The following is a 26,224-nucleotide window of genomic DNA, read 5'->3' as shown; positions in this document are numbered from 1 at the left end:
ACCACAGCCGGGCGATCGGCCCGGCTCGTTTACTATTACGCCGCTACATTCAACGCGGTACCGCTAGTCATGTCCAATGTCGTAAACATCGCTGCTTACAAATTCGTTCCCCTGGACGAGCTCCCCGTCTTGCGCGCCGAGATGCTCGCGCGCGCTCAGGCAGCCGAGCTAAAGGGAACGATCCTGCTTGCCGAAGAAGGCATCAATCTCTTTTTGGCAGGCACGGCCACGGGAATCGAGTCCTGGCTGCAATGGTTGCAGTCCGACCCGCGCTTTGCCGAGCTGGAAGTCAAATACAGCTTTTCGGATCATGTGCCGTTTCGCAAGATGCTGGTCAAGATCAAGCGCGAAATTATCCGTATGAATCACCCGGCGATTCAGCCGCGCGCCGGCCGTGCCCCTGCCGTGGCGCCGACCACGCTGGCGCGCTGGCTCGAGCAAGGCCAGGACGACGAAGGGCGGCCTATCGTCATGCTGGATACGCGCAACGCGTTCGAGGTGGATGAGGGCACGTTCGAAGGCGCGATAGATTGGCGCATCGACCGCTTCACCCAATTCCCCGAGGCGGTGCTGGCCAATCGCGGCAGCCTCGAAGGCAAGACGGTGGTGAGCTTCTGTACGGGCGGAATACGCTGCGAGAAGGCAGCGATTTTCATGGCCGAGGCGGGTATCGATCACGTCTACCAGCTTGATGGCGGGATCCTCAAATACTTCGAGGAAACCGGCGGCCGCGGCTTCAAGGGCAACTGTTTTGTGTTTGACGAGCGCGTGGCGCTCGATCCGAGTCTGGCGCCCACGGCGGAACCGGGCGAGGCCAGTCAGTAACGACGCAGTGAAGCTGGGATATCGGCGTTCACGCGGCGCCTTGCCCGCCAGGAACGCCGACTAGCATCGAGCGTTAGCGCACGCGCATACCCGGTTGCGCGCCGGGCCAGGGCTCCAGCACGTAGATGCCGGCATCCACCTTGTCATCCGCGTGGCTGCCCGCCAGCACCATCCCTTCGGACACCCCGAACTTCATCTTGCGCGGCGCGAGGTTGGCCACCATGACGGTCAGCTTGCCGATCAGATCCTCGGGCTTATAGGCCGACTTGATGCCCGAGAACACATTGCGGTGACGGCCTTCGCCCACGTCCAGGGTCAGTTGCAGCAGCTTGGTCGAACCCTCGACATGCTGGCAGTCGACGATCTTGGCAATACGCAGGTCGATCTTGGCGAAATCGTCGATCGTGATCGTGTCGGCGATGGCTTCGCCACCGGGCGTCGGCGCGGCCGGTTCGGGCGCGGCCGGCGGCTCGAACAGCTGGTCCAGCATGGTCGGGTCCACGCGTTGCATCAGATGCTTGAAGGGCGCCACACGCTCGGGCAGTACGGCGGCATCGGCCCAGGTGTACGGTTGAGCGGCCCCAAACAGCTCGCACGCCACGCGCTCGGTCAGCGCCGGCAACACCGGCGTCAACATCACGGACAACGCCTTGAAACCCGCCAGCGTGCGCGAGCAGATGTCTTGCAGCGCGGCCTTTTGTGCGTCGTCCGCCGTGCTGATGCCTTTGGCCAGCACCCACGGCTGCGCGCTATCGAACGCCTGATTGATGCCGTCCGCATACGCCATGATCTCGCGGATCGCGCGGTTATATTCGCGCGCCTCGAAGGCGGCGCGGATCGACTCGGCCTGCGCGGCAAAGCTTGCCGACAAGGCTTCGGTGTCGCCCGTATAAGCCAGCGCCCCGTCAAAATGCTTGGTGATAAAGGTCGCCGCGCGGCTGGCGATATTGACGTACTTGCCGACCAGATCGCTATTGACGCGGGCGACAAAGTCTTCCGGGTTGAAATCGATATCCTCGACACGGGCGTTCAGTTTGGCGGCGATGTAATAGCGCAGCCATTCCGCGTTCATGCCGATGTCCAGATAGCGCAGCGGCGAAATCCCCGTGCCGCGGCTCTTGGACATTTTCTCGCCACTGACCGTGATGAAGCCGTGCACATTCAGCGCATCCGGCGTCTTGCGGCCGGCGAATTTCAGCATGGCCGGCCAGAACAGCGCGTGGAAATAAATGATGTCCTTGCCGATGAAGTGCACCTGTTCGGTGTCGCTTTCCGGGTCGAGCAGTGCGTCGAAGTCCAAGCCTTCTTTCTGGCAATAGGCCTTTAACGACGCCAGATACCCCACCGGCGCGTCCAGCCACACGTAAAAATACTTGCCCGGCGCATCCGGGATCTCGATGCCGAAGTACGGCGCATCGCGCGAGATATCCCAGTCGCCGAGCTTGGCCTCGCCGTCATCGCCGCCCAGCCATTCGCGCGTCTTGGCCTGCACCTCGGCTTGCAAATGCTTGATCCCGCGCGCGTTGGCGCCGGTCGTCCATTGCTGCAGGAATTCCACGCAGCGCGGATCCGACAGCTTGAAGAAAAAGTGATCCGACGACTTCAGCACGGGCGTGGCGCCCGTCAGGGCCGAGTACGGGCTGATCAGCTCGGTCGGGGCGTAGACCGCGCCGCAGACCTCGCACGAATCGCCGTATTGATCCTTGGCATGGCATTTCGGGCATTCGCCCTTGATGTAACGGTCGGCCAGGAACATGCCCTTGACCGGATCGTAGAACTGTTCGATTGAACGCGTTTCGATCAGCCCCTGGGCCTTGAGCGCACGATAGATGTCTTGCGACAGGGCGACGTTTTCGTCGGAATCGGTCGAGTGCCAGTGATCGAAACGGATATGAAAGCCGTTCAGATAGCGCGGACGTTCGGCCGCATAGCGCGCCACCAGGTCACGCGGCGTGATGCCTTCTTTCTCGGCCTTGAGCATGATGGGCGCGCCGTGCGCGTCATCGGCCCCTACGAAGTGCACGGTATGGCCCGCCATGCGCATGGCGCGCACCCAGATATCGGCCTGAATGTATTCCATGATGTGACCGATATGGAAAGATCCGTTGGCGTAGGGCAGCGCGGTCGTGACGAACAGGGTGCGAGACATATCGTGGGATGAATGAGAGGAAAAAGTAACGTGTATTTTACCGGCCCGCGAAAGTTCCTTGCGGGGGCTTTAAGCCTGCCCCAAAAACAACACCCCCGCGCCGGGCAGGGCCGGAGCAGGGGATGGCGGCTAGGATGCTACGCGATCAGGCCGCCGGGGCCGGAACGGTCGGGCCCGTCTGATTAACGGATTTCGCGCGCTTCGACGTCGATCACGTCCTGACGCGGGGGCGTAAAGCCGCCGCCCGAGGCGGTGGCGCCCGCCGGCCGGAACGGATTGGGGCGCGCGGTCTGGCGCTGGCTCCAGTAGGCGCGCACGCCGAACGGCTTGCCGCGCACCTTGGCGACCAGGTACAGAATACCGACCGCGATAGCAGTGGAAATCATGAAGGCCAGGGCCATCGCCATGCCGAAAAGGGCCAGCACGGCGAAAGCCACAGCTCGGAGAATTCGGGAAATTGTGTCGATCATGAGTGTCGGATGCAAAACAGGAGAAAAGGTTCCCGTGTATCCGCTATCCTTCGGGTAGCGGCAGGTGTGAGCCTCCTGCCTTTGGAATAAGAGTAATGAGTATAACGATAGCGCAAGTACGCAGCGCATTACGCACGGTAACAGATTCGCCGCCGGCTGGCGACGCCGGGGGCGGGCAGGCGCTGGATCGACTCGTGAAAGACGCCGATATCGTCATCGATGGCGAGGCGGTGTCCGTGTCCGTGGCGCTGGGGTATCCCGCCGGCTGGGCGGCGCCTTGCGTGGAAAAAGCGGCGCGGGAGGCCCTGCACGCCGCCGGGGTTGCGCGCGCCGAAGTTACAGTCAGCTGGGCCGTGAAACCGCACGCCGTTCAGCGCGGACTGCGGCCCTTGTCCAATGTGCGCAATATCATCGCCGTCGCGTCCGGCAAGGGCGGCGTAGGCAAGAGCACGACCGCCGCCAACCTGGCGCTTGCCCTATCGGCCGATGGCGCCAAGGTCGGTCTGCTTGATGCAGACATTTATGGTCCGAGCGTGCCCGCCATGCTGGGCATCACCGGTCGCCCGGTCAGCCATGACAATAAAACCATGGAGCCCTTGCAAGGCCATGGCCTGCAGGCGAATTCGATCGGCTTTCTGATTGACGCCGATGCGCCGGCCATCTGGCGCGGCGCCATGGTCACACGGGCGTTCGAGCAGATGCTGCGCCAGACAAACTGGGGCGATCTGGATTATCTGATCGTCGATATGCCGCCCGGCACGGGCGACCTGGCGCTGACGCTGGCGCAGAAAGTGCCCGTCGTGGGCGCTGTGATCGTGACAACTCCCCAGGACCTGGCGCTCTTGGATGCGCGTAAGGGATTACGCATGTTTCAAAAGGTCGACGTCCCGGTGCTGGGGGTCATCGAAAATATGGCCGTCCATCTTTGCAGCCATTGCGGCCACGCGGAACACATCTTTGGCGAGGGAGGCGGTCAGCGCATGGCACAAGAGGTCAACGTGCCCTGGCTGGGCAGCCTGCCACTGGCAAAGACAATACGCGAGCAGGCCGATGCGGGTCGTCCCACGGTTATTGCGGACCCGGACAGCGAGGCCGCGCATCATTATCGCGACATTGCGCGCAGACTCGCCCGCGCCGTGGCCGCGTTGCCCCCCGATAGGGCCGGCAAGCTGCCGCCCGTCGTCGTCCAGGCGGCGGGGTGATACATGCGAGCAGTCGTCGGTTTTGTTTTGTTGATGGCAGTGGGTCTGGGATGGATGGGAGCCGCGCGGGCCGAAGAGCCCGAGGTGATTATCGATCCCGGTGGCGTGCCGCCCGCAGCGCTGAGCTCCATCACCGAAGCGGTCGCCGCGATCACGCGGCTGGCCGAGGATCAGGATGGCGGCGAAATCGACCGGCTACGCCGTCGGGCCCGCGACGCGGTGCTCGCCGCATTGGCCACCCAAGGCTATTTCACGCCCAAGGTCACCTTGCAGGCAGGCGAGGCGCTCGGCCGAGAGACCTGGGATATCTCGATCGAACCCGGCAAACGCGCCACCGTGAGCGCGGTCGACCTCAAATTCACCGGTCGCGTGACTCGTCCTGAGTACGCCGAGCGTGTCGCGGAACTGCGTGAGTCCTGGTCCTTAAAAGTCGGGCAACCCTTTATCAACAGCGATTGGAACAAAGCCAAATCCACGCTGCTGGACGATTTGTCCTCGCGGGATTTCATGCTCGCGTATCTGGCCGAGTCCGACGCCGCCGTGTATGCCGAGACTGCCGAGGTGCGGCTGTCCGTCACCTTCGATAGTGGCCCGCTGGTGCGCATGGGGCCCATGCATACGCAGGGGTTCAAGCGGGTGCCAGAGTCCCTAGCCAAGCGTTATGTCCGCTACGATGTTGACGAGCCCTATGATCAGAACAAGCTCAATGAATGGCAGCAGATGCTGCAGTCGACCTCGTTCTTTCGCGGCGCGTTCGTCACGCTGGGTTCACAGGAGCAGGACGAAAAGACCGACGCAGAGGAGGCCCCGATTTCTGAAACGGGCAAACTGCCTGCCGTGACGCCCGCTGGCGACCCGGAGGTCGCCAGCGCCGACGCGTCCAGCGCGGCGGACGGGCGCAATTCGGATGGCGTGATCACGCTGCCAGTCGATGTCCGCGTGGTCGAAGGCCCGGCGCGCCGGGTCAGCGCGTCCATCGGCCTGGACGACGAAGTTGGCGCACGGGCTCAGGCGGTGTACCAACAGAATGTGGTGTTCGACTGGCCGGTGATTTTCGAGAGCGGCATCAGCCTGGATCGCAAGGAACAACGCGCCTACGCGGACTTCCATCTGCCGCCCGATGAAAAGGGGCAAAAGGATTCGTTCGGTTTTCTAGCCCGGCATAAATATATTCAGGGCCAGGATGAGCGCCGCGTGGCGGTGGGCGCCACCCGCGTACGCGAGCGCAAGGGCGCGGGCGACAGTCGCGTTGACTACGAGAACCGTTGGGGCGCGTTGCTGGCGTACGATCAGGTCAAACTTGATGGCGGTGACGCCTTCGACTTGCCCACGGCCACGCTGACGTCGGAATTCTTGCGCCGCGATGTCAATGACAAATACGATCCGCGTGAAGGCAACCTGATCTCGCTCGGGGGCGGTGTCGGGATGGTGCTTAACACCGGCAAACCCTTTTTCCGCACGCGCATACGCGCCCAGCAGTGGTGGCCCGTCGGCGAACGCGATGTGCTGACGGTGCGTGGCGAAGTCGGGCGTATCTGGTCCGATAAGAACACCCGCGTACCGGACGACTTCGGTTTTCGGACAGGCGGGGCGCGCTCGATCCGCGGCTATCGTTATCTGAGTATCGGCGAGCACCGCGATGACGCCGTGGTCGGGGCCGCGACGCTGGCCGTGGCCAGCATTGAATACGACCACTATTTCGATGAGCGCTGGGGGATGGGTGTCTTTGTCGACGCGGGCGATGCGGCGGAGTCATTCGGTGAGATGAAGCTTCACTTGGGTTACGGCGCGGGCTTGCGGGTGCGTACCCCCGCCGGGCCGATATTTCTGGACGTGGCTTACGGTCAGGAACGGCACGATCTGCGGCTGCATTTTTCGTTGGGGATCGCGTTTTGAAGTGGCTGCGAGGGTTATTACGTCTCCTGTTTGTCTGGGGATTCCCGCTATTACTCACGCTGTTCATTGCGTTGTGCGGCTTGGCGTTGTGGCTGACTGGGACGCAAACCGGCACCCGAACCTTGCTCAAGGTCGTGGCGCAGCAGTTCGACGGCGTCGTGGAAGACGTCAACGGCTCGATACTCGGCGGCCTGCAGGTAGGGCGCTTGCAAATCGTCCCACCCGGCGCGGCGGTAGACCTGACGGACTTGCGTTTGCGCGTGCGTTGGCGCGCGCTGCAGGATTATCAGCTGCATGTCGAGGAACTGTCGGCGGCCACGCTGCGCGTCGATGTCGTCACGAGCGAGGATGACACTGAGCAGGACGCTAACGAGCCGGTCGTCGTGCCCGAATTGCCGCTGACTGTCGCTGTGGACCGTTTTGCCGTCGGCGCGCTGGACGTGACGCTCAACGGCGAACCCTTGCCCGTCGCTGTCAGCGATCTGGCGGCCCAGCTCAGTACGCAGAAAGAGGGTGCCCAGCTGGTCGTCAATAGCCTGCGTGTCGCACACGAGCAGATCGTGGCGAACCTGGACGGTCGTGTCGATTTGCGCCAGCTCAGCGAGCCGTGGCCGTTGCAAGCCAGCCTCAACATTGCCGCGCAGAGCACAGGCGTGGACTCGCCACTCTGCGCCACGCGAGCGTTGCATCTGCCGCCGGCTGACGCGCTCGCAAAAGGGAAAACCAGTCAGGCAGGCCGCGCGAAAAACGACGGCAAGGCGGGCAAGCCTGCGGCTGCAGCGAAAAAGGCCGGGAAACAAACCAAGGACGCCAAAGAATCGCACACGGCTGCCGAGGCCGCTCAGGAATCGCGCACGGCCGCCGAGGCTGCCAAGCCGCCTTCGCAACCGACCGCCGCCTCCGCTGTTGTCTGCGCGGCGACCGCACGTATCCAGGCCGAGGGCTCATTATCCGAAATGACCGTGCGGCTTGATGGCGCGACGGCGGATGGCGCGCTCAAGCTGGCCGCCCAGGCTGGGCTGGCGCTGGAGCAGGCCTTTCCGCTGCGTACCGCCAATCTGGACCTGCGCCTGGCCGATGATTCGGGAGCCACTATCACCCTGGATCGCCAGCCGCTGCCCGATAGCGCTGGGGTCGATCGCCTGGTTGCCACCCTTGACGCCCGGCGCCTCAATCTCGGGGCGCTCGCGGGCGATGCGTTGCCGCCTGCGCTGCTAAGCGCGCGCATGGCGCTCGAGGCGCAGCTGGTCGATGTGTTCACGTTGCGTCAAGCGGACGTGCAACTGCAAATCGATAAAGATAGCCGCTGGAACCGCCAACCGCTGTTTGGAACCCTGAAAGGGCGCGTTGACGTGCCCGCGACCGGCGCGCAAGCTGCAGCGTCTGGCACTTCGCCGTCCATCACCCCGGGCTCGACACCTGCCGTAAAAGCGCCCACGCCGTCCGCGGACCCGTTGGCGGGCTTTAAGCTGCACGATTTGGTGCTGGATCTCACCTTGGGTCCCAATCGAGTCAAAGCGCAAGGCGAACTGATCGAAGGGGCGGGTGCGCTGACGCTGGACGCCCAGGCGCCGAGGCTGGACGCTTTCTGGCCGGATCTGCCGGGTGGCGCCACCCTCAAAGGCAAATTGGCTGGCCGACTCGATCAGCACAAGGGTGAACTGTCGGCGCGCTATACCCCCGCTGACTCGCGGGCCGACACGCTGGGCCGTGCGCCCATGCAGGCCGACGTCGCTTTTACCGGCGGCTGGGGCGCCCCGGTCGTGCGCGCCCGTCAGGACGAGGCTGTGTCCGCCGCACCTGACGCCACGCAGCGACCCGATGACGCGAAAGCAGCGGCCGGCGCGACCACGTCAGCCGATTTGCGGGCGGCACTCACCGGATGGCGCGGCAAAATCGATCGCTTGACCGCGAGTTCGATGAATTTCAGCGCCAGTTTGCAACCCGTCACGCTCGCTTTTCTCCCGGATGCGCAGACTCCTCAATGGCAATGGGAGGTGGCCGCGACCCAGCTGACGTTGACACTACCGAACAAGCAACGCGCCGTGATTGCTCACCAGGGCTCGCGCGGTGGCCAGGGGCGCTGGCAGACGGCCGGCCGCGCCGATAACCTCGAAATCAACAGCGCGATGCTGCGCGAGATCATGCGCGCCCTGGACCCGGCTGCGGCCGAGGCGCAGCGCCAAAATCGCGTCAACGCGCGAGGCTCGCAGGCGTCGCGCCGCATTGCGCTGGATGCCGCCTGGGACCTGCAATTCGCCGGCGCATTGTCCGGCACAGCGCGAATCGCCCGTCGCGACGGCGATCTGCGTATCCCGGGCGATCCGCCTATCCCGCTTGGTCTGACGCGCCTGGTGGTGGATGTCAAAGCCACGCCGACCGGAGGGGGCGCGAGCCGCCTGGATGCTTCTTTAGACGTGCGCACCCAGAAAATGGGCGTGATGTCCGGGACGGCGACCGCCGTGCTGCTGGCTGACGCCCATGGCGGCTTTAGCCTGGATGAAAAGCGCCCGATACGCGCCGATCTCAACGCGAACATCGATGATCTGACCTGGGTCGATCTGTTCGTTGGCGATACGATGGAGATACGCGGCAAGCTTCAGGCCAATGTCAGCGCGCAAGGCACGCTCAACGGCAAATGGGCCACGAGCGGCACCGTGCGCGGTCGTGACCTGCGCGTGGTGCGCATCGATGACGGCGTGCGCTTGATCGATGGCACACTCGACGCACATTTGGACGGCACGCGGGTTGTGTTGGACTCGCTACGGTTCCCCGCATCGCTGCGCGTGATGCCCGACGAGTGGCGCACGCGCGAATGGATCACCCAGAATCCCGACGCCAAGGGCGGCTACGCCGAGGCGACCGGATGGTGGGATATCGAGACTTCGCAGGGCGCGATTCGCCTGAAGCTGTATCGATTCCCGGCGCTGCAACGCTCCGATCGTTACGCCATGGTGTCGGGTACGATCAATCTCGATGCCCAACTGCCGCGCTTATCGATTACCGGCGATCTGACGGCCGACGCCGGCTGGTTCAGCCTTGAAATTCTGCAGGGCGTGCCGACGCTGGATGACGATGTGCACGTGATCCGTCCGGGAGACAGCCAGACCACGCGCAGCTCGCCCCTGCAGATCACCATGGACCTGAAGTTCGATATGGGTCCGAGGTTCTACATCACGGGCATGGGTCTGGACGCCGGGCTGGTGGGATCACTGCAAATTCATATGGCCGATGGCCGATTGACGGGCATAGGCGCCTTGCGCACTCGCGCGGGCGGCATCGAAGCCTATGGACAGAAATTGCGGCTGCGCCGAGGCACCCTGACGTTCCAAGGCAGGCTGGACAACCCGATCCTGGATATCGAGGCCCTCCGTACCGGAGAGCAAGTCGAAGCCGGTGTCAGAGTCACAGGCACCGCCCAACGTCCGCGCATCGATCTGGTGTCTTACCCCGATGTCAGCGACGTAGAGAAACTATCGTGGCTGATCCTCGGGCGTGGCCCGGACGAAAATGGCAACGACGCGGCGCTGCTGTTGTCGGTGGGCACCGCGCTGCTGGGTGGGGGGCAGCCGTTCTATAAACAGTTCGGGCTGGATGACGTCAGTATCCGTTCGGGCAACATCGGCAGCTCTGGCAGTCTCCTGCCCGACCGGACGGTGGCCAGCCAGGTCAACTCGGGCAGCGACAGCGATCTCGCCACGCAGTTCCTGGTTGCGAGTAAGCGTTTCGCCAACGGCATCACGCTCAGCCTCGAACAGGCCATGGCGGGTTCGGAAACCGTGGGACGGGCCAGTTATCAACTGTCTCGACACTGGTCGGTGGATCTCAAGGGCGGCGCCGTTAATGGCATCGCATTGGTATACAAAACGTTCTTCGCCGATTAAGCGGTGCGCGCCTCAGAGCCTGCATTCCGGCTCTGAGGCGGCAGAGGCTAAAATACCTGTCAGTCAACCCGAACAAGCACTCATCATGAGCATTAAAAGCGACCGCTGGATCCGACGCGCGGCCGAGGCCGGCATGATCGAACCTTTCGAGCCGGGCCAGGTCCGCACGGCCAACGGCGGCCGTATCGTCAGCTATGGCACCAGCAGCTATGGCTACGATGTCCGTTGCGCCAACGAGTTCAAGATCTTCACGAACATCAACTCCACCATCGTCGACCCCAAGCAGTTCGACGAGAAGTCGTTCGTGGATTTCAAGGGCGATGTTTGCATCATTCCGCCGAACTCCTTCGCGCTGGCGCGCACGGTCGAATACTTCCGTATTCCGCGCAGCGTGCTGACGATTTGCCTGGGCAAGAGCACCTATGCGCGCTGCGGCATCATCGTCAACGTGACCCCGCTCGAACCCGAATGGGAAGGCCACGTGACCCTGGAGTTCTCCAACACTACGCCTCTGCCGGCCAAGATCTACGCCGGCGAAGGCTGCGCGCAAATGCTGTTCTTGGAAAGCGACGAGGTCTGCGAGACTTCGTATCGTGATCGCGGCGGCAAATACCAGGGTCAGCGCGGCGTCACCTTGCCGCGTACCTGATTGGGGCACGCCGTCAGGGGCGCAATGACCTGCCCGGGTACGCATTTTGCCAACCCTCATTCGCATACGGTTGTAACCGTCCGCCGCAGGGCGCGCTTATGCGCCCCTGCACTGTCTTTATCGCAGTACACTCGCGTCCGTCTCGGCCTTGCCTCAGGAGCGCCCGCATGAAATTTCGCTTCCCCATTTTTATCATCGACGAAGACTACCGGTCCGAGAACGCCTCGGGTTTGGGGATTCGCGCCCTGGCAACGGCTATCGAGGCCGAGGGTGTGGAAGTCATTGGCGTGACGAGCTACGGCGATTTGAGCTCGTTTGCGCAACAGCAAAGCCGCGCCAGCTGCTTTATCTTGTCGATCGATGATGAGGAATTCGACGACTCGTCTCCCGAAGATGTGGCCAGCGCGATCAAGAATCTGCGCAGCTTCATCGGCGAACTGCGGTTTCGCAATGCCGATATCCCGATCTATCTGTATGGCGAGACCCGGACGTCCGAGCACATCCCGAACGATATCCTGCGCGAGCTGCACGGCTTTATTCATATGTTCGAGGACACGCCCGAGTTCGTGGCGCGTCACATCATCCGCGAAGCGCGCAGCTATGTGGATAGCCTGCCGCCGCCGTTCTTCCGCGAGCTGGTGAAGTACGCGCAAGACGGTTCGTACTCGTGGCATTGCCCGGGTCACTCCGGCGGTGTGGCATTCCTGAAGAGCCCGGTGGGCCAGATGTTCCACCAGTTCTTTGGCGAGAACATGTTGCGCGCCGACGTGTGTAACGCCGTCGATGAGCTGGGTCAGTTGCTCGATCACACGGGTCCCGTTGCCGAGTCCGAACTCAACGCCGCGCGCATTTTCCACGCGGATCATTGCTTTTTCGTGACCAACGGTACGTCCACCTCCAACAAGGTCGTCTGGCACGCCAACGTGGCCGCCGACGATGTGGTGGTCGTGGATCGTAACTGCCACAAGTCGATTCTGCACGCGATCACCATGACAGGGGCGATCCCTGTGTTCCTGCGTCCGACGCGCAACCATCTGGGCATCATCGGGCCGATCCCGCTGGAGGAATTCGATCCCGAAAACATCCGGAAAAAGATCGAGGCCAACCCGTTTGCCCGCCAGGCGCGCAACAAAAAGCCGCGCATCCTGACGCTCACCCAGAGCACCTACGACGGTGTGATCTACAACGTCGAGATGATCAAGGAAAAGCTGGGCGACTACGTCGACACGCTGCACTTTGACGAAGCGTGGCTGCCGCATGCCTCGTTTCACAGCTACTACAAGGACATGCACGCCATTGGCCAGGGGCGCCCGCGCCCGGAAGGTCCGATGGTGTTCGCCACCCACTCGACGCACAAGCTGCTGGCTGGCATCTCGCAGGCCTCGCAAATCATTGTGCAGGAATCCGAGTCGCGCAAACTGGATCGCAACGTCTTTAACGAGGCGTACCTGATGCACACCTCGACCTCGCCTCAGTACGCGATCATCGCGTCCTGCGACGTAGCTGCTGCGATGATGGAGCCGCCGGGCGGCACTGCACTCGTCGAAGAAAGCATCCGCGAGGCGATGGATTTCCGTCGCGCCATGCGCAAGGTGGAATCCGAGTTCGGCAAGAACGACTGGTGGTTCAAGGTCTGGGGCCCGAACCGTCTGGTTTCCGAGGGCATCGGCAATCGCGACGAATGGGTGCTGGAGGCCAACGATCACTGGCACGGCTTTGGCGAGCTGGCCGACGGCTTCAACATGCTCGACCCGATCAAGGCAACGGTGGTTACCCCGGGCCTGGATATGTCGGGCAGCTTTGGCGAAACCGGTATTCCCGCCGCGCTCGTGTCCAAGTATCTGGCTGAACATGGCGTGGTGATCGAAAAGACGGGCCTCTATTCGTTCTTCATCCTGTTTACCATCGGCATCACCAAGGGCCGTTGGAACACGCTCCTGACGGCGTTGCAGCAGTTCAAGGATGACTACGACCGCAATCAGCCCTTGTGGCGCATCCTGCCCGAGTTCAGCCGCGCGCATCGTCGTTACGAGCGCATGGGGTTGCGCGATCTGTGTCAGCAGATTCACGAAGCCTACCGCGAAAACGATGTCGCGCGACTGACGACCGAGATGTACCTCAGCGATATGGTTCCGGCGCTCAAGCCCTCGGACGCGTTTGCCCGCATGGCGCATCGCGAAGTCGAGCGCGTCGAGATCTCGCAACTCGAAGGCCGCGTCACCGGTGTGCTGCTCACGCCCTATCCGCCGGGCATTCCGCTGCTGATCCCGGGCGAGCGCTTCAACAAGACCATCGTGCAGTACCTGAAATTCGCGCGCGATTTCAACGCCCGGTTCCCCGGCTTCGAGACTTATATCCACGGCCTGGCCGAGGATCTCGGTCCGGACGGCACCAAGCGTTACTACGTGGACTGCCTGATCGAGTGAGCGCGGTTCATCCCCACCGCCGCGCGGTCGCGCGGCGTGTCAGCATGAGAAGGGCGGGCGGCGCGCTACGGCGCGCGCTCGTTTGTCCCCATGTTTGATGTCGCAATCATAGGTGCTGGCGCTGCCGGCATGATGTGTGCCGCCGTAGCCGGCCAGCGCGGCCTGCGCGTCGTGTTGATCGATCATGCCAAGCGGCTGGCTGAAAAAATCCGCATCTCTGGCGGCGGCCGCTGCAATTTCACCAATGCGGGTACGGGGCCGGGCAATTTCCTGTCTGAGAACCCGCATTTCTGCCGCTCGGCCCTGGCGGGCTATACGCCCAAGGACTTCCTCGGGCTGTTGCGCGAACACCGCGTGTCCTGGCACGAGAAGCACCGTGGACAGCTGTTTTGCGACGACAGCAGTGAGTCCATTATCCAGATGCTGCGCGCGGAATGCGAAACCGCCCGGGTGCAGTGGCGCATGCCTTGTCAGGTCCAAGAGATCAGCCGGTCGGATACCGGCTATCGACTCGGCACGAATCAGGGCGAGATCCACGCCGCCAAACTGGTCATCGCCACTGGCGGCATGGCAATTCCCCAGTTGGGCGCCACCGATTATGGGCTGAAGGTCGCCCGACAATTCGGTTTGAAAGTCGTTGAGCCACGGCCCGCGCTGGTGCCGCTGACCTTTGATCCGGCAGAGTGGAAACCCTTTGCAGAGCTCTCGGGCGTGGCCTTGGAGGTATCGCTGGCCACGGGCTCCGGCCGCGCGCGGGGCGAGTTCCTTGAAGACTTGCTGTTTACGCATCGGGGGCTTTCGGGACCGGCGATTCTGCAGATCTCTAGCTATTGGCGCCCGGGTGAACCCATCGTCATCGATCTGGCCGCCGGCCGCGATCTTGCCCATGAGCTCATTGAAGCAAAACCCGGCAACCGGCAGCAGCTGCAAACGGTGCTGGCCGGGCTGTGGCCGCGCCGTCTCGCCGATCAGTGGCTACAGGCAGCGGGCCAGAGGGCCGGCGCTGACCTGGCGACGATGCGTCTGGCCGACACGCCCGATAAAACGCTGCGCGCGTTGGCAGGCGGCATTCATGAATGGCGTCTCGTTCCCAGCGGCACCGCGGGATATAAGAAGGCCGAGGTCATGCGGGGCGGGGTCGATACACGCGCGCTCGATCAGAAATCGATGCAGGCGCGCGAGGTGCCTGGCCTCTACTTCATCGGCGAAACCGTCGATGTGACCGGCTGGCTGGGCGGCTACAACTTCCAGTGGGCCTGGGCCTCGGGCGTCGCTTGCGGCAGGGCGCTGTAGTCACGGCGGGGGGACTCGGGAGTCCCCGCTGCTGGGGCACCTTGAAGATCCGGGCGCGCTGGGTCCAGAGCATGAAATCATGCGCATTTGTGTACACAAATAAAAATGAATATCATTTACGTGTAAGTGTGTCCGTGGGCGGCATCCGGTTGTCCCACTGCCATCCTCGACGCGTCCATCGCAGCCGCCACTCGACCCAATATGAGGCCAGGAGGGTAATCCCCTCAGTCCAGTGAACCTCCCCTTGGGCATACGAATTGCTGTATGAGCCCGCGTCGTTTGATTTGCTCCCCTCCTGGGAGCATGCAACCGAGGAGATCTGTCATGGCTTATACCCTCCCCAAGCTTCCCTATGCCTATGATGCTTTGGAGCCGCACATCGACGCGCAGACGATGGAGATTCACTACACCAAGCATCACCAGACCTATATCAACAACCTGAACGCCGCGCTGGAAGGGGCGGGTTTAGGCACCGATGAACCCGTGGAAACGCTGGTGGGCCGCGTCGACGCGCTACCCGAGGCCGTGCGCGGCCCCGTGCGCAATAACGGTGGCGGGCATGCCAATCACAGCTTGTTTTGGACTGTCATGTCGCCGGATGGCGGCGGCCAGCCCCAGGGCAGTGTGGCTGCCGCCATCGACAGCGATTTGAGCGGCTTTGACGCGTTCAAGGATGCCTTTACCAAGGCGGCGCTGACGCGTTTCGGCAGCGGCTGGGCGTGGCTCAGCGTCACGCCCGAGGGCAAGCTGGTGGTGGAGAGCACGGCCAATCAGGACAGTCCGCTTATGCACGGGAATACCCCAGTCCTGGGGCTGGACGTGTGGGAACACGCGTATTATTTGAAATATCAAAATCGCCGTCCTGAGTACATAGGCGCTTTCTTCAACGTGATTGATTGGGCCGAAGTGGCGCGCCGTTACGAAGCCGCCGTCGGTTGAGTCCAACAAGGTCTTGCCACCACTTCTTAGGTCGTTGATGAATACTTTTAGCCGCCATCGCGTTCGTCCACCGCTGACCAGCATCAGCATTTGGACTTTGGCCATTCTGGTGGCTTGTCTGGGCGCGCATGCGTTGTGGGACTATCTCGTTCCACGCGCCCCGCATGTGGCCGATGCGCTGGCGGGCGGGCTGCTGGCGGCCGCAGCGACTGCGCTGGGCACCTTGCCCGTGGTGTTTTCCCAGACCCTCTCGGAAAAAGTGCAGGACACGATGTTCGGGTTTGGCGCCGGCGTGATGTTGGCGGCTTGTGCCTTTTCGCTCGTGGTGCCCGGTTTAGCGGCGGCTGGCGAACTCGGGCATGGGCCGTGGGCGCGCGGCTTGATCGTGGGCGGTGCGTTGCTCGTCGGAGCCGCGGCGCTGCTCATTATGGACCGCACGTTGCCGCACGAGCATTTCATCAAAGGGCGCGAAGGCATCTCCATGCAGCGCGTGCGCCGAGCCTGGCTGTTTGTCATCGCGATCGCTCTACATAACGTCCCCGAAGGCCTCGCCATCGGGGTCAGTTATGTAGGCAACGACGCACTGCGCGGCAGCGCCTTGGCCACGGGGATCGCAATCCAGGACGTGCCGGAAGGGCTGGTGGTGGCCCTGGCGTTGCTGTCGGTGGGATATAGCCGCACATTCGCCGTCGCGTTAGGTATGCTGTCCGGGCTGGTCGAGCCGATAGGCGCGGTGATCGGCGCGCTGGTAGTGGGCTGGTCGGCGGAGTTGCTGCCCTGGGGGCTGGGATTCGCCGCCGGTGCGATGCTCTTTGTCATCAGTCACGAGATCATCCCCGAGTCGCATCGCAAGGGCCACGAGGTCTGGGCGACTGGCGGCTTGATGATTGGTTTCGTCCTCATGATGCTGCTCGACACCGCGCTGGCATAACCCGGCCGCTGACGTTTGCCGGCGCGGGCCGCGCGTATTACCTGTCGATCCAACACGCTGGCGCGCGTTGTCGCTAGGCGATGGTATGAATTTCGATGTATGCTTCACTCCGCTGTCATGTTAGTCGCGGGAGAGAGCGGTCCACCATCTTGGGGCAGGGCCGTCGCCGAAGGCGCAATTCGCCCGGAATCGCTCAGGTAACCCATACCGCGACGCACCAGTGTCCCGGCGCAGATCATGCGCCACACACTGAAACAGCACTCTGGAGAGACCTGGCGCCGCGTTGACGCGAGCAGCCCAGGCGCCGAAGGTGCAAACCCGCCGCATGCGGGGCAACTCTCAGGCAAAAGGACAGAGGGGCGGAAAATCCAGCTGGCTCTGGCGCTTTCCGCATCCAGGCCGGCATTCCGTAACCCTAGGCGATGCCGCCGTACTGGAGCCTGTTCATGTCTGCTGTTCTAAAACGTACCCCCCTGGCCGAAATGCACGTTGCCGCTGGCGCGCGCATGGTCGATTTCGGTGGCTGGGATATGCCGCTGGCATACGGGTCGCAGCTGGAAGAACACCACGCCGTGCGCCGCGATGCCGGTATGTTCGACGTCTCGCACATGCTGAATGTGGACGTGGCCGGCGAGCAAGCGACGGCTTTTTTGCAACGTCTTGTGGCTAACGATGTGGCCAAGCTGACCGTGCCCGGCAAGGCGCTGTATTCCTGCATGCTCAATCCCCAGGGCGGGATTATCGATGACCTGATTATCTATTTCTTTGCCGCCGACGCGTGGCGCGTGGTCGTGAACGCCGGCACGGCCGACAAGGATGTCGCCTGGATGCGCCGCGTCGCCGCCGTGGGCCAGTTCGATGTCACCATCACGCCACGTCGCGATCTGGCGATGGTCGCCGTGCAAGGCCCGAACGCCCGCGCCAAAGTCTGGGCGGCTCGCCCGGCATGGCAGGCTGCGACCGAATCCTTGACCCCGTTTGTCGGCGCGCAAGTCGCCGACGACACCCTGGTGGCGCGCACTGGCTATACCGGCGAAGACGGCTTTGAAATCGTCCTGCCCGCCGCCGATGTGGTCGCGCTGTGGAATGATCTGGCCGCCCAGGGCGTGCGTCCCTGCGGCCTGGGCGCGCGCGACACGCTGCGCCTGGAAGCCGGCATGAATTTGTACGGCCAGGATATGGACGAACTCACGCAGCCGGATCAGGCCGGTTTGACCTGGACCGTGTCGCTCAAGGATCCCGCCCGCCGTTTCATCGGCCGCGATGCGCTGGAGCAAACCGCCACGCCGTGCGCTTTCCTCGGCTTGAAGCTGCAGGAACGCGGCGTGATGCGCGCCCATATGGCCGTGCGTACGCCCCAAGGCATGGGCGAAACCACCAGCGGCACCATGTCGCCCACGCTGGGCGTGTCGATTGCTTTTGCCCGCCTGCCGCTAGGCGTGACACCCGGCCAAACGGTCGAGGTAGACATTCGCGGTAAATGGGTGCCGGCTTTGGTAACCAAATTGCCCTTTGTCCGCCACGGCAAACCCGTCGAACACTCGTAAACTGCCGCCATGCGCCGGCAGGGGTGTCGGCGCAGGCGCGTCCAAACTACTAGGAGCTTTTCATGAGCCTGCCCACCGATCGTAAATACACCGAGTCCCATGAATGGGTGCTCGCCGATGGCGATGTCTACGCCGTCGGCATTACCGATACCGCCCAGGAACAGCTGGGCGATCTGGTCTTTGTCGGCGACGTGGTCGTCGGCGCCAAGCTCAAGGCCGGCGACACCGCTGGCGTGGTCGAATCGGTCAAGGCCGCTTCCGACATCTACGCCCCGGTCTCGGGCGAAATCGTCGCGTTTAACGAAGAGCTCGAAGGCACGCCCAATCTGATCAACGAAGCGGCATTCAACACCTGGATCTACAAGATCAAGCCGGACAACGCGGCCGATGTCGACCAGTTGCTGGACGCCGCCGGCTACGAAGCCGTCGCCAACAGCTGACCCGCTTGACGTCATGCGGGCGATCTGGCCCGCATGACGCTTTCTCCGTACCGAGATTCCTCATGTCGCGCGCTTTAGATACCCATTCCGATTTCGTTCCCCGCCATATTGGTCCGTCGACCGACGATCAGGCCAAGATGCTCGCCGCCGTGGGCTGCGATAGCCTGGACACCTTGCTTGCCGAAGTCGTGCCTCCCGCGATTCGCAGCAAAGGCCCGCTCAATCTGCCGGATTCGCTGAGCGAACCGGCCATGCTGGCCGAATTGAAGGCCATCGCCAGCCGCAACCAAGTTTTCCGCAACTATATCGGCCAGGGGTACTACGGCACGCAAACGCCCAACGTGGTGCTGCGCAATGTGCTGGAAAATCCGGCCTGGTACACGGCCTATACGCCGTATCAGCCCGAGATTTCCCAGGGCCGCCTGGAGGCCTTGCTGAACTACCAGACCATGGTGGCGGACCTGACCGGGCTGGATATCTCCAACGCCTCGTTGCTCGACGAAGGCACCGCCGCCGCTGAAGCCATGACTCTGGCTCGCCGTGGTTCCAAGGCGAAAAGCCCGGTGTTTTTCGTCTCGGTGCATTGCCATCCGCAAACCATCGAAGTCGTGCGTACGCGCGCCGAGGGCCTCGGTATCGAGATCACGGTGGCCGACGAAGCGCAAGGCTTGCCCGAATGCTTTGGCGTGCTGCTGCAATATCCCCACAGCTTGGGTTCGGTCGCCGACTATCGCGCGCTGGCTGAACAGGCGCACGCACAAGGCGCGGTCGTGGCCTGCGCCACCGACCTGCTGGCGCTCGCGCTGCTGACGCCGCCGGGAGAGTGGGGCGCCGACATCGCCATCGGTTCTTCGCAACGCTTTGGCGTACCGTTCGGGTTTGGCGGCCCGCATGCCGGCTTCATGGCGTGCAAGGACGCGTACAAGCGCAATATGCCAGGCCGCCTGGTGGGCGTGTCGAAAGACGCCCAGGGCAACCCGGCGCTGCGGTTGGCCCTGCAAACGCGCGAACAACATATCCGTCGCGAGAAGGCGACCTCGAATATTTGTACCGCCCAGGTATTGCTGGCGGTCATGGCGGGCCTCTATGCGGTCTGGCACGGCCCCGAAGGCATTCGCCGCATCGCCAACCGTGTACAGCGTTACACCGCCATCCTGCGCCACAGCCTGACGCAGATGGGTATCAAGGTCGTCAACGACACTTTCTTCGACACGTTGTTGCTCGAAACCGGCCCCGCGACGCCGGCGCTGGTGACGGCAGCCGAGTGCGCGCATATCAACCTGCGCCGTGTCGATGGCGCGCGTCTGGCCATCTCGTTGGACGAGACCGTCACCGCCGCCGATCTGCAGACACTCGTTAATGTGTTCGCCGCGGGCCTGGAAACCGACGAGGTCGCGTTGGACATCGCGGCGCTGGACGCCGTGGCGGCAGGCGGTATCCCGGCGTCCGTGCAACGCGAGAGCGCGATCCTGACGCACCCCGTGTTCTCGAGCGTGAAGTCGGAAACCGACATGCTGCGCTATCTGCGCAAGCTGGCCGACAAGGATCTGGCGCTGGATCGCACCATGATCCCGCTGGGCTCCTGCACGATGAAGCTGAATGCCACGGCCGAGATGATCCCCATCACGTGGCCGGAATTCGCGCAGATCCATCCGTTCGCGCCCCAAGACCAAACCCAAGGCTATCGCGAACTGGTGCAGCGCTTGTCGGCGGCACTGTGCGAAATCACCGGTTATGACGACATCAGCCTGCAGCCGAACTCCGGCGCGCAAGGCGAATATGCCGGCTTGCTGGCCATTCGCGGCTATCACCGCGCGCGTGGCCAGTCGCAACGCGACGTGTGCCTAATTCCGGCCTCCGCGCACGGCACCAACCCGGCCTCGGCGCAACTGGCAGGCATGAGCGTCGTCGTCGTGGCTTCGGACGATAACGGCAACGTCGATATCGCCGATCTGCGCGCCAAGCTCGAACAGGTGGGCGATCGCCTCGCGGCGCTGATGATCACGTATCCGTCCACGCACGGCGTGTTCGAAGAAACGATCACCGAGATCTGCGACCTCGTGCATCAGGCAGGCGGCCAGGTGTATCTGGATGGCGCCAACATGAACGCGATGGTGGGCGTGGCGCAGCCGGGCAAATTCGGCTCGGATGTGTCGCACCTGAATCTGCACAAGACCTTCTGCATTCCTCACGGCGGTGGTGGTCCGGGCGTGGGTCCCGTGGCGGTGCGCGAGCATCTGGCGCCATATCTGCCCGGCGTGGTGAACGCACAGGGCAAGTTGGGCGCCGACGCGAATGTCGGTCCGGTGTCGGCCGCGCCCTATGGCTCGGCCAGCATTCTGCCCATCTCGTTTGCCTACATCGCCTTGATGGGCGCCGAGGGTTTGCGTCGCGCGACCGAAGTAGCGATCCTGAATGCGAACTATGTGGCATCGCGCCTGAGCGCCCATTATCCCGTGCTCTACTCCGGCCGTAACGGCCGCGTGGCGCACGAGTGCATCCTGGACGTGCGTCCGCTGAAAGAAACCAGCGGCGTGAGCGCCGAGGATATCGCCAAGCGTCTGATGGACTATGGCTTTCATGCGCCGACGATGAGCTTCCCGGTCGCCGGTACGTTGATGGTCGAGCCCACCGAATCCGAGGGCCTGGACGAGTTGGATCGTTTTGTCGATGCGATGATTGCCATCCGCGAAGAGATCGCGCAGATCGAACGCGGCGAACGCGACCGCGACGATAACGTGCTGAAGAACGCGCCGCACACGGCGCAGATGTTGCTCGCGGAAGAATGGCATCACGACTATCCGCGTCAGCAGGCCGCATATCCGGTCGCCTCGTTGCGCCAGACCAAGTACTGGCCGCCCGTCGCGCGCGTGGATAACGCGTATGGCGATCGCAATCTGGTTTGCGCGTGCCTGCCGATCGAGGCTTACCTCTGATCTGATCGCACGCTGACGCAGCGATAGAAGGCTCGCTTTGTCACGCGGCCGCTTTCATCGCTGTGATCGTCGCTAAATAAAACGCCCGTCGAAATCGCTTTCGACGGGCGTCTTGCTAGGTCAGCCGGAAGGCTGGCGCCAGGTTACGACTTCTTGTCTGCCGCGGCGTTCATCGTGTCGGCGAAATCCGTCACGCTGGCCAAAAAGACGGCTAGCGAATACTGCACATTACTCGCACCGATACCGCCATAGGCGTTCACATCCATTTCCAGGACGGCGACTTTTTTGTCGGCATCCCAATAGGCGCGCGCCATGCGATTTTCCTGATTCCAATCATTCAGCGCACGCATCGACACTGCATGCGGCGTCTTGATCGTCGCGCGCAAGGACATGTCGCTGCACGCCGAGGAGGTTTCGCAGTCATTGAACGCGATCGTGATGCTCTCGGCGCCTTCGTCACTGCCATCGACCTTCACCACGGGCGCGCCGTCGTCGGTGGCGCCCAACTGGTAGTCGTAACCCATGCTCTCGATGATCTCGCCGATGACCGTGGGATCCAGCGTCTCGAGCATTGCGTTATCGTCGCCAACCATTTCCTCATCGTCGCTGCCCAGGCCCCCTAATAGATTTTCGAACAAATCTTCGACGGGGAATTCCTCGCCATTGAGGTCAGCCTTGCCTTCAGCGTAGCGGAACGTGCCCACCAGGTCTTCGCCTTGCACCTTGGCGATGCCGAACATCTCGGCCAGGCCGCCCAGCGAGTCTATCTGTCCGGCGGCTTCGTCCGCAGCGACCGCGGCGTCTTCGCCCTCGTTTTGCAGATACTGCGCCAGCACATCCTGCATCATGGGTTTAGACAGCTTGATCTTCAGATCGATGAGTGCAATGGCCTGTTGAACCAATTGACGATAATCGGACGGCAGCGCCTGGCCGGGGTTCAACCCTTCCGGCTTGGTCAGGTCCACGGCCAGGTCCAGGCGGCTTTGCCCCTTGGCAGTTTCCCAGATCACCGGCTCGATGCGCAGCGTAGGCTTGGCCGCCAACAGCTTGATGAGTTGATTGGTCGCCTCGGTGACTCGGGCCTCGTTGGGCGAGCTGGCAACAGTGTCATCCGAGGATTCGCTGAGCAGTTCGTTATAAAAATCGGTCAGGGCCTTGGAGGCCGGACCATCGACGCGATCTACTTTGATGCTGACAGACCCGTGGCCAAAATCGTTGCCATTGACCAAAACCTGGCCGATCTTGTAGTCGGCGGCGCCATGGAGCATATCGCCGGTCTCGCCTAACGAGCCTGTATAGCTCAGTTTCTTGATCACGACATTCGAGCCATGCTCCTCGGGGGCTTGCCCGGGCGTGGCAGCGTCCAGCGCGCGCGGCTTCGCGTCGAACGCCATGCGGTCGATCTTCATGCCGGAGGTGCCGACGCCCAGACCCCACTTACCCGCGCGGGTATCGATCTCCATGCTCAGGCCATCGATGTCGATCTGTACGGTCTCGTCTTCATCATTGATGTGCAAAAACAGCTTACCCATCGTCGAGGACCCGACGATATGCTGCGTGGCGCGGGTGTAAGTCCCCTGCATTTGCGCGCCGCTGAACTTGATGCTTTGCTCGTCTTTCGCGAATTCGATGGGGACGATGGAGGAGGTGATTTCCGCATCGCCGTTGTACGCAAAGATCGTATCGCTAGTCACGGGCGAGGCACCCTGGGTCAACTCGAGCACGGGCTTGATGAACTCGTTTTCCGCCAGTTCGGTGTGCACAAAGGCGAGCTTGGGTAGCCAATGGCCACGTGCCAGCGCGCCCTTGGCGAATGGCCCGTGTTCGATTTTTCCCGCGATTTCCAGCAGGTTTTCAGGCAGCGTGTCGTCGTCGGCGGGTTCGCTCAGTTTGACCACATACCGAACATCGGTGGTAAAGAAATGGCGGTCGTAGGAGATCTGTTCGAACGACAGGCCGTGCCCCGTGCCGGCAAGCGCCTGAGCCAGCTCCTTATTGAGCCGCGTCACTTGCGCCGGTGCTTCGGCCTCGATGCGTTTGCCGGTGTACCAGGTCGCGCCGAGCCAACCAGCGACGGCGACAACGACCACTCCGGTGGTGATCCCTACTGCCTTTTTCATTTCGTTTTCCGTTATACGTTGCTTACCGCTGGATCGGCGCAAGCCAGCTATCCAGTCGAGGGCATCGTCAGCCCCGCGGGGAGTATAACGAGATGTGGGGAGCCGGTGTTTTCGCGGGAGTTACTGGCTGTATACGCGCACGTTGCGTGCGGCTACAAGAAACGCGGCCGGACTCGCGGCAATAGGATGCGCGGCATCGATGACGATGCCGCGCATCGCCCTTTATGCCACGCTGTGCAGCACGTCGTTGAGCTTGCTAAAGAGCTCCGTGATCTGCGTCTCGTCAATGATGAGCGGAGGCGACACGGCGATGATGTCACCGGTAAAGCGGACCATCAGACCATTGTCAAAGCACTTCTGGAACACCTCGGTCGCGCGCGCGCCGGGGGCTCCCTCGCGCGGGGCGAGCTCAATACCCGCCACCAGACCGAGGTTGCGGATGTCGATGACATTGGGCGCCGAACGCAGGCCGTGCGCGGCCACTTCGAACGCCGCCGACATTTCGCGCGCGCGGGCAAACAGGCTTTCGCGCTTGTACAAGTCCAGCGTGGCGATAATGGCGGCCGCGGCCAGGGGGTGAGCCGAATACGTGTAGCCGTGGAAGAACTCGATTCCGCCCGCCACGCCATTGACGATCGCGTCATGGACCTCGCGCTTGACCGCCACCGCGCCCGCTGGGACTGCGGCGTTGCTCACGCCCTTGGCCATGCAGATCAGATCCGGCGTGATGCCGAAGAATTCGCTCGCGGTCGCGGCGCCGAGGCGGCCATAGCCCGTGATGACTTCGTCGAAAATCAGCAGAATGCCGTATTTTGCCGTGATCGCGCGCAGGCGTTCAAGGTAGCCCTTGGGCGGAATGAGCACACCGGTGGAACCCGCCATGGGTTCGACGATGACCGCGGCAATCGTGGACGGATCGTGCAGGGCGACGAGCCGCTCGAGCTCATCGGCCAGATGCTCGCCCCAGGCCGGTTGACCCTTGGAGAAGGCGTTTTTCTCCAGGTTATGGGTGTGCGGCAGATGGTCCACCGCCGGCAGCAATGCGCCGGAGAACGTCTTGCGGTTGGGCGAGATCCCGCCCACGGATATGCCGCCGAATCCCACGCCGTGATAGCCGCGCTCGCGACCGATCAAGCGAGTGCGTTGGCCCTCGCCGCGCGCGCGGTGGTAGGCCAGTGCGATCTTGAGCGCGGTATCGACCGATTCCGAACCGGAGTTCGTGAAAAATACGCGGTCCAGGCCTTCGGGCATGATCTCGGCCACGGCGGTCGCGGCTTGGAATGCCAGAGGGTGACCCAGCTGAAAGCCGGGTGCATAGTCCATCTCGCCCGCCTGCTGTACGATGGCCTGGACGATTTCTTCGCGGCAATGGCCCGCGTTCACGCACCATAGCCCGGCCGTGCCATCCATCACCTGGCGGCCATCGACCGACGTGTAGTACATCCCTTTGGCGCTGGCCAGCATACGTGGCTGGCTTTTGAATTGGCGGTTGGCGGTGAAGGGCATCCAAAGATGCGACAGATCGGGCAGCTCGGCGGGGGCGTTCATGGTCTTGCTCCAGGTTGATCAATGTGCCGCCACGCAATCGTCTGACGTGCGTGGCAAAACGGCTTCCATTCTGGCCGGGCAACGGCAGGATGAAAATATACAGTCAACGTAATTCTTCCTAACTGTATTGGAAGACTAGCGAATACTGTACAGATACTGTCGCCGCTTTCGCCGCCGAAATCAAGAGCCGACCATGGCGATCAGGCGCGATGCGCCCACGACCACGGTATGTTCGGCTACCCGACGCGCCTCGGCCGCATCGTGGTTCTCCAGCGCCTGGAATAATTTCGAGTAGCTTTGCTCGAGCTCTTCGTCGCGTGTGCGGAACCCGTACATCAGGCGGAAAGAGGGGGCGGTGCGCAACCACAGGTCTTCGATCACGCGCACTAGCGCCGGCATCTTCGATGCCTCGTAGATCAAAAAGCGAAAGTCGCGGCTGGCCAAAAGCATTTTCTCGACTTCGTCGCTTTGTGAGGCTGCAAGAAAACCGTTCAGGGCGCGCTTGATCTGCGTTAACTCGCGCTTCGTGACGCGTAGGGCGGCGCGTTCGACGGCCAGACATTCGACGGCCAGACGGATGTCGCGCAGCTCTTCGTAGTGATGCGCGTCGAAGGCGGGCACCCGCGCGATCGCGCCGGGCACGAGCTCCAGCGCCTGCGCCGCGGCCAGGCGCGAGATCGCCTCGCGCACCGGCGTGACGCTGGTTCCGAGCGTCTCTGCGATCGAGATCAGCGAAATCCGGTCACCCGGCGCGAAATGACCCGCCAGCAATGCTTGACGGATATGGCGCTCCACGTGTGTCGATAAATTCTCGCGCAGGACTGTGTCGAGCTTTGCAACAGGGAACGTTCGCAATGAGCCACGGTTTTGCGTCGACGACCTTCGGGCCCTCGTCCCTGACTGCACAGTTTTCACTTTCTTTCCTCAATCGCGAGAGATCACACTAGAGATTCGGCTTTTAGCGATATC

At 62.7% G+C, this 26,224-nt stretch carries 17 protein-coding genes and 2 riboswitches; of the genes, 12 read left to right on the top strand and 5 right to left on the bottom strand.

Annotation, left to right across the window (positions count from 1 at the left end; translation table 11 throughout):
• The first annotated feature begins 69 nt into the window (after nt 1-69).
• Nucleotides 70-825, top strand: a complete 756-nt coding sequence (locus tag GOQ25_RS01790; RefSeq protein ID WP_160348723.1) for a sulfurtransferase — start codon at nt 70-72, stop codon at nt 823-825.
• A 73-nt stretch (nt 826-898) separates the two neighbouring features.
• Here the strand turns inward: GOQ25_RS01790 and metG are convergent, their stop codons facing one another.
• Both metG and GOQ25_RS01780 read right to left on the bottom strand, forming a co-directional pair.
• Entirely contained in the window at nt 899-2,974 is a 2,076-nt protein-coding gene (gene metG, locus GOQ25_RS01785) for a methionine--tRNA ligase (protein WP_160348722.1), read from the bottom strand.
• Nucleotides 2,975-3,156: 182 nt separating this feature from the next.
• The gene (locus GOQ25_RS01780; protein WP_160348721.1) at nt 3,157-3,444 is read right to left on the bottom strand and encodes a hypothetical protein; all 288 of its coding nucleotides are present in this window, start codon (nt 3,442-3,444) and stop codon (nt 3,157-3,159) included.
• Nucleotides 3,445-3,539: 95 nt separating this feature from the next.
• Here GOQ25_RS01780 and apbC point away from each other — a divergent pair, with 95 nt between their 5' ends.
• From apbC to gcvP, 11 genes are all read left to right on the top strand, one after another.
• A complete protein-coding gene (apbC, locus tag GOQ25_RS01775; RefSeq protein ID WP_160348720.1) occupies nt 3,540-4,646 on the top strand; it encodes an iron-sulfur cluster carrier protein ApbC in 1,107 nt (368 codons plus the stop codon).
• Nucleotides 4,647-4,649: 3 nt separating this feature from the next.
• Nucleotides 4,650-6,542 (top strand): BamA/TamA family outer membrane protein, encoded by a 1,893-nt coding sequence (locus GOQ25_RS01770; protein WP_160348719.1) that lies wholly within the window; start codon nt 4,650-4,652, stop codon nt 6,540-6,542.
• Nucleotides 6,539-10,426: a translocation/assembly module TamB domain-containing protein gene (locus tag GOQ25_RS01765; RefSeq protein ID WP_160348718.1), complete on the top strand. Its 3,888-nt coding sequence runs from the start codon at nt 6,539-6,541 to the stop codon at nt 10,424-10,426. The genes GOQ25_RS01770 and GOQ25_RS01765 overlap by 4 nt, the downstream gene beginning before the upstream one ends.
• An 85-nt stretch (nt 10,427-10,511) precedes the next feature.
• A complete protein-coding gene (dcd, locus tag GOQ25_RS01760; RefSeq protein ID WP_160348717.1) occupies nt 10,512-11,075 on the top strand; it encodes a dCTP deaminase in 564 nt (187 codons plus the stop codon).
• Nucleotides 11,076-11,242: 167 nt separating this feature from the next.
• Nucleotides 11,243-13,501, top strand: coding sequence for an arginine/lysine/ornithine decarboxylase (locus tag GOQ25_RS01755; protein WP_160348716.1), 2,259 nt, complete (start codon nt 11,243-11,245; stop codon nt 13,499-13,501).
• A gap of 90 nt (nt 13,502-13,591) precedes the next feature.
• Nucleotides 13,592-14,794: an NAD(P)/FAD-dependent oxidoreductase gene (locus tag GOQ25_RS01750; RefSeq protein WP_160348715.1), complete on the top strand. Its 1,203-nt coding sequence runs from the start codon at nt 13,592-13,594 to the stop codon at nt 14,792-14,794.
• Nucleotides 14,795-15,118: 324 nt separating this feature from the next.
• Entirely contained in the window at nt 15,119-15,733 is a 615-nt protein-coding gene (locus GOQ25_RS01745) for a superoxide dismutase (protein ID WP_160348714.1), read from the top strand.
• A 37-nt stretch (nt 15,734-15,770) separates the two neighbouring features.
• Nucleotides 15,771-16,664, top strand: coding sequence for a ZIP family metal transporter (locus GOQ25_RS01740; protein WP_160348713.1), 894 nt, complete (start codon nt 15,771-15,773; stop codon nt 16,662-16,664).
• Nucleotides 16,665-16,781: 117 nt separating this feature from the next.
• Nucleotides 16,782-16,884, top strand: a riboswitch (glycine riboswitch).
• Nucleotides 16,885-16,916: 32 nt separating this feature from the next.
• Nucleotides 16,917-17,029, top strand: a riboswitch (glycine riboswitch).
• Nucleotides 17,030-17,110: 81 nt separating this feature from the next.
• Entirely contained in the window at nt 17,111-18,211 is a 1,101-nt protein-coding gene (gene gcvT, locus GOQ25_RS01735; RefSeq protein WP_160348712.1) for a glycine cleavage system aminomethyltransferase GcvT, read from the top strand.
• A 62-nt stretch (nt 18,212-18,273) separates the two neighbouring features.
• Nucleotides 18,274-18,651, top strand: coding sequence for a glycine cleavage system protein GcvH (gcvH, locus tag GOQ25_RS01730; protein WP_160348711.1), 378 nt, complete (start codon nt 18,274-18,276; stop codon nt 18,649-18,651).
• A gap of 62 nt (nt 18,652-18,713) precedes the next feature.
• Nucleotides 18,714-21,587, top strand: coding sequence for an aminomethyl-transferring glycine dehydrogenase (gene gcvP / locus GOQ25_RS01725; RefSeq protein WP_160348710.1), 2,874 nt, complete (start codon nt 18,714-18,716; stop codon nt 21,585-21,587).
• Between the two features lie 143 nt (nt 21,588-21,730).
• On the opposite strand, the gene GOQ25_RS01720 is transcribed toward gcvP, so the two are convergent.
• From GOQ25_RS01720 to GOQ25_RS01710, 3 genes are all read right to left on the bottom strand, one after another.
• On the bottom strand, nt 21,731-23,707 hold the full coding sequence (locus GOQ25_RS01720; RefSeq protein ID WP_160348709.1) for a DUF945 family protein: 1,977 nt from the start codon (nt 23,705-23,707) through the stop codon (nt 21,731-21,733).
• Nucleotides 23,708-23,929: 222 nt separating this feature from the next.
• The gene (locus GOQ25_RS01715; RefSeq protein WP_160348708.1) at nt 23,930-25,255 is read right to left on the bottom strand and encodes an aspartate aminotransferase family protein; all 1,326 of its coding nucleotides are present in this window, start codon (nt 25,253-25,255) and stop codon (nt 23,930-23,932) included.
• Between the two features lie 180 nt (nt 25,256-25,435).
• Nucleotides 25,436-26,110, bottom strand: coding sequence for a GntR family transcriptional regulator (locus tag GOQ25_RS01710; RefSeq protein WP_160348707.1), 675 nt, complete (start codon nt 26,108-26,110; stop codon nt 25,436-25,438).
• Between the last annotated feature and the right edge of the window lie 114 nt (nt 26,111-26,224).

It is taken from the genome of Bordetella sp. 15P40C-2 (assembly GCF_009763235.1).
Taxonomy (GTDB): domain Bacteria; phylum Pseudomonadota; class Gammaproteobacteria; order Burkholderiales; family Burkholderiaceae_B; genus Bordetella_A.
The sequence above is the reverse complement of the archived record's forward strand: the minus strand, read 5'-3'. Positions and strand labels throughout refer to the sequence as shown.

Excerpts from the sequence above, each read along its gene's own strand:
- gcvP (WP_160348710.1), top strand. The coding sequence starts at position 18,714 with ATGTCGCGCGCTTTAGATACCCATTCCGATTTCGTTCCCCGCCATATT.
- gcvT (WP_160348712.1), top strand. The coding sequence starts at position 17,111 with ATGTCTGCTGTTCTAAAACGTACCCCCCTGGCCGAAATGCACGTTGCC.
- metG (WP_160348722.1), bottom strand. The coding sequence starts at position 2,974 with ATGTCTCGCACCCTGTTCGTCACGACCGCGCTGCCCTACGCCAACGGA.
- GOQ25_RS01740 (WP_160348713.1), top strand. The coding sequence starts at position 15,771 with ATGAATACTTTTAGCCGCCATCGCGTTCGTCCACCGCTGACCAGCATC.
- GOQ25_RS01750 (WP_160348715.1), top strand. The coding sequence starts at position 13,592 with ATGTTTGATGTCGCAATCATAGGTGCTGGCGCTGCCGGCATGATGTGT.
- GOQ25_RS01770 (WP_160348719.1), top strand. The coding sequence starts at position 4,650 with ATGCGAGCAGTCGTCGGTTTTGTTTTGTTGATGGCAGTGGGTCTGGGA.
- apbC (WP_160348720.1), top strand. The coding sequence starts at position 3,540 with ATGAGTATAACGATAGCGCAAGTACGCAGCGCATTACGCACGGTAACA.
- GOQ25_RS01790 (WP_160348723.1), top strand. The coding sequence starts at position 70 with ATGTCCAATGTCGTAAACATCGCTGCTTACAAATTCGTTCCCCTGGAC.
- GOQ25_RS01755 (WP_160348716.1), top strand. The coding sequence starts at position 11,243 with ATGAAATTTCGCTTCCCCATTTTTATCATCGACGAAGACTACCGGTCC.
- GOQ25_RS01780 (WP_160348721.1), bottom strand. The coding sequence starts at position 3,444 with ATGATCGACACAATTTCCCGAATTCTCCGAGCTGTGGCTTTCGCCGTG.
- GOQ25_RS01720 (WP_160348709.1), bottom strand. The coding sequence starts at position 23,707 with ATGAAAAAGGCAGTAGGGATCACCACCGGAGTGGTCGTTGTCGCCGTC.
- gcvH (WP_160348711.1), top strand. The coding sequence starts at position 18,274 with ATGAGCCTGCCCACCGATCGTAAATACACCGAGTCCCATGAATGGGTG.
- dcd (WP_160348717.1), top strand. The coding sequence starts at position 10,512 with ATGAGCATTAAAAGCGACCGCTGGATCCGACGCGCGGCCGAGGCCGGC.
- GOQ25_RS01745 (WP_160348714.1), top strand. The coding sequence starts at position 15,119 with ATGGCTTATACCCTCCCCAAGCTTCCCTATGCCTATGATGCTTTGGAG.
- GOQ25_RS01715 (WP_160348708.1), bottom strand. The coding sequence starts at position 25,255 with ATGAACGCCCCCGCCGAGCTGCCCGATCTGTCGCATCTTTGGATGCCC.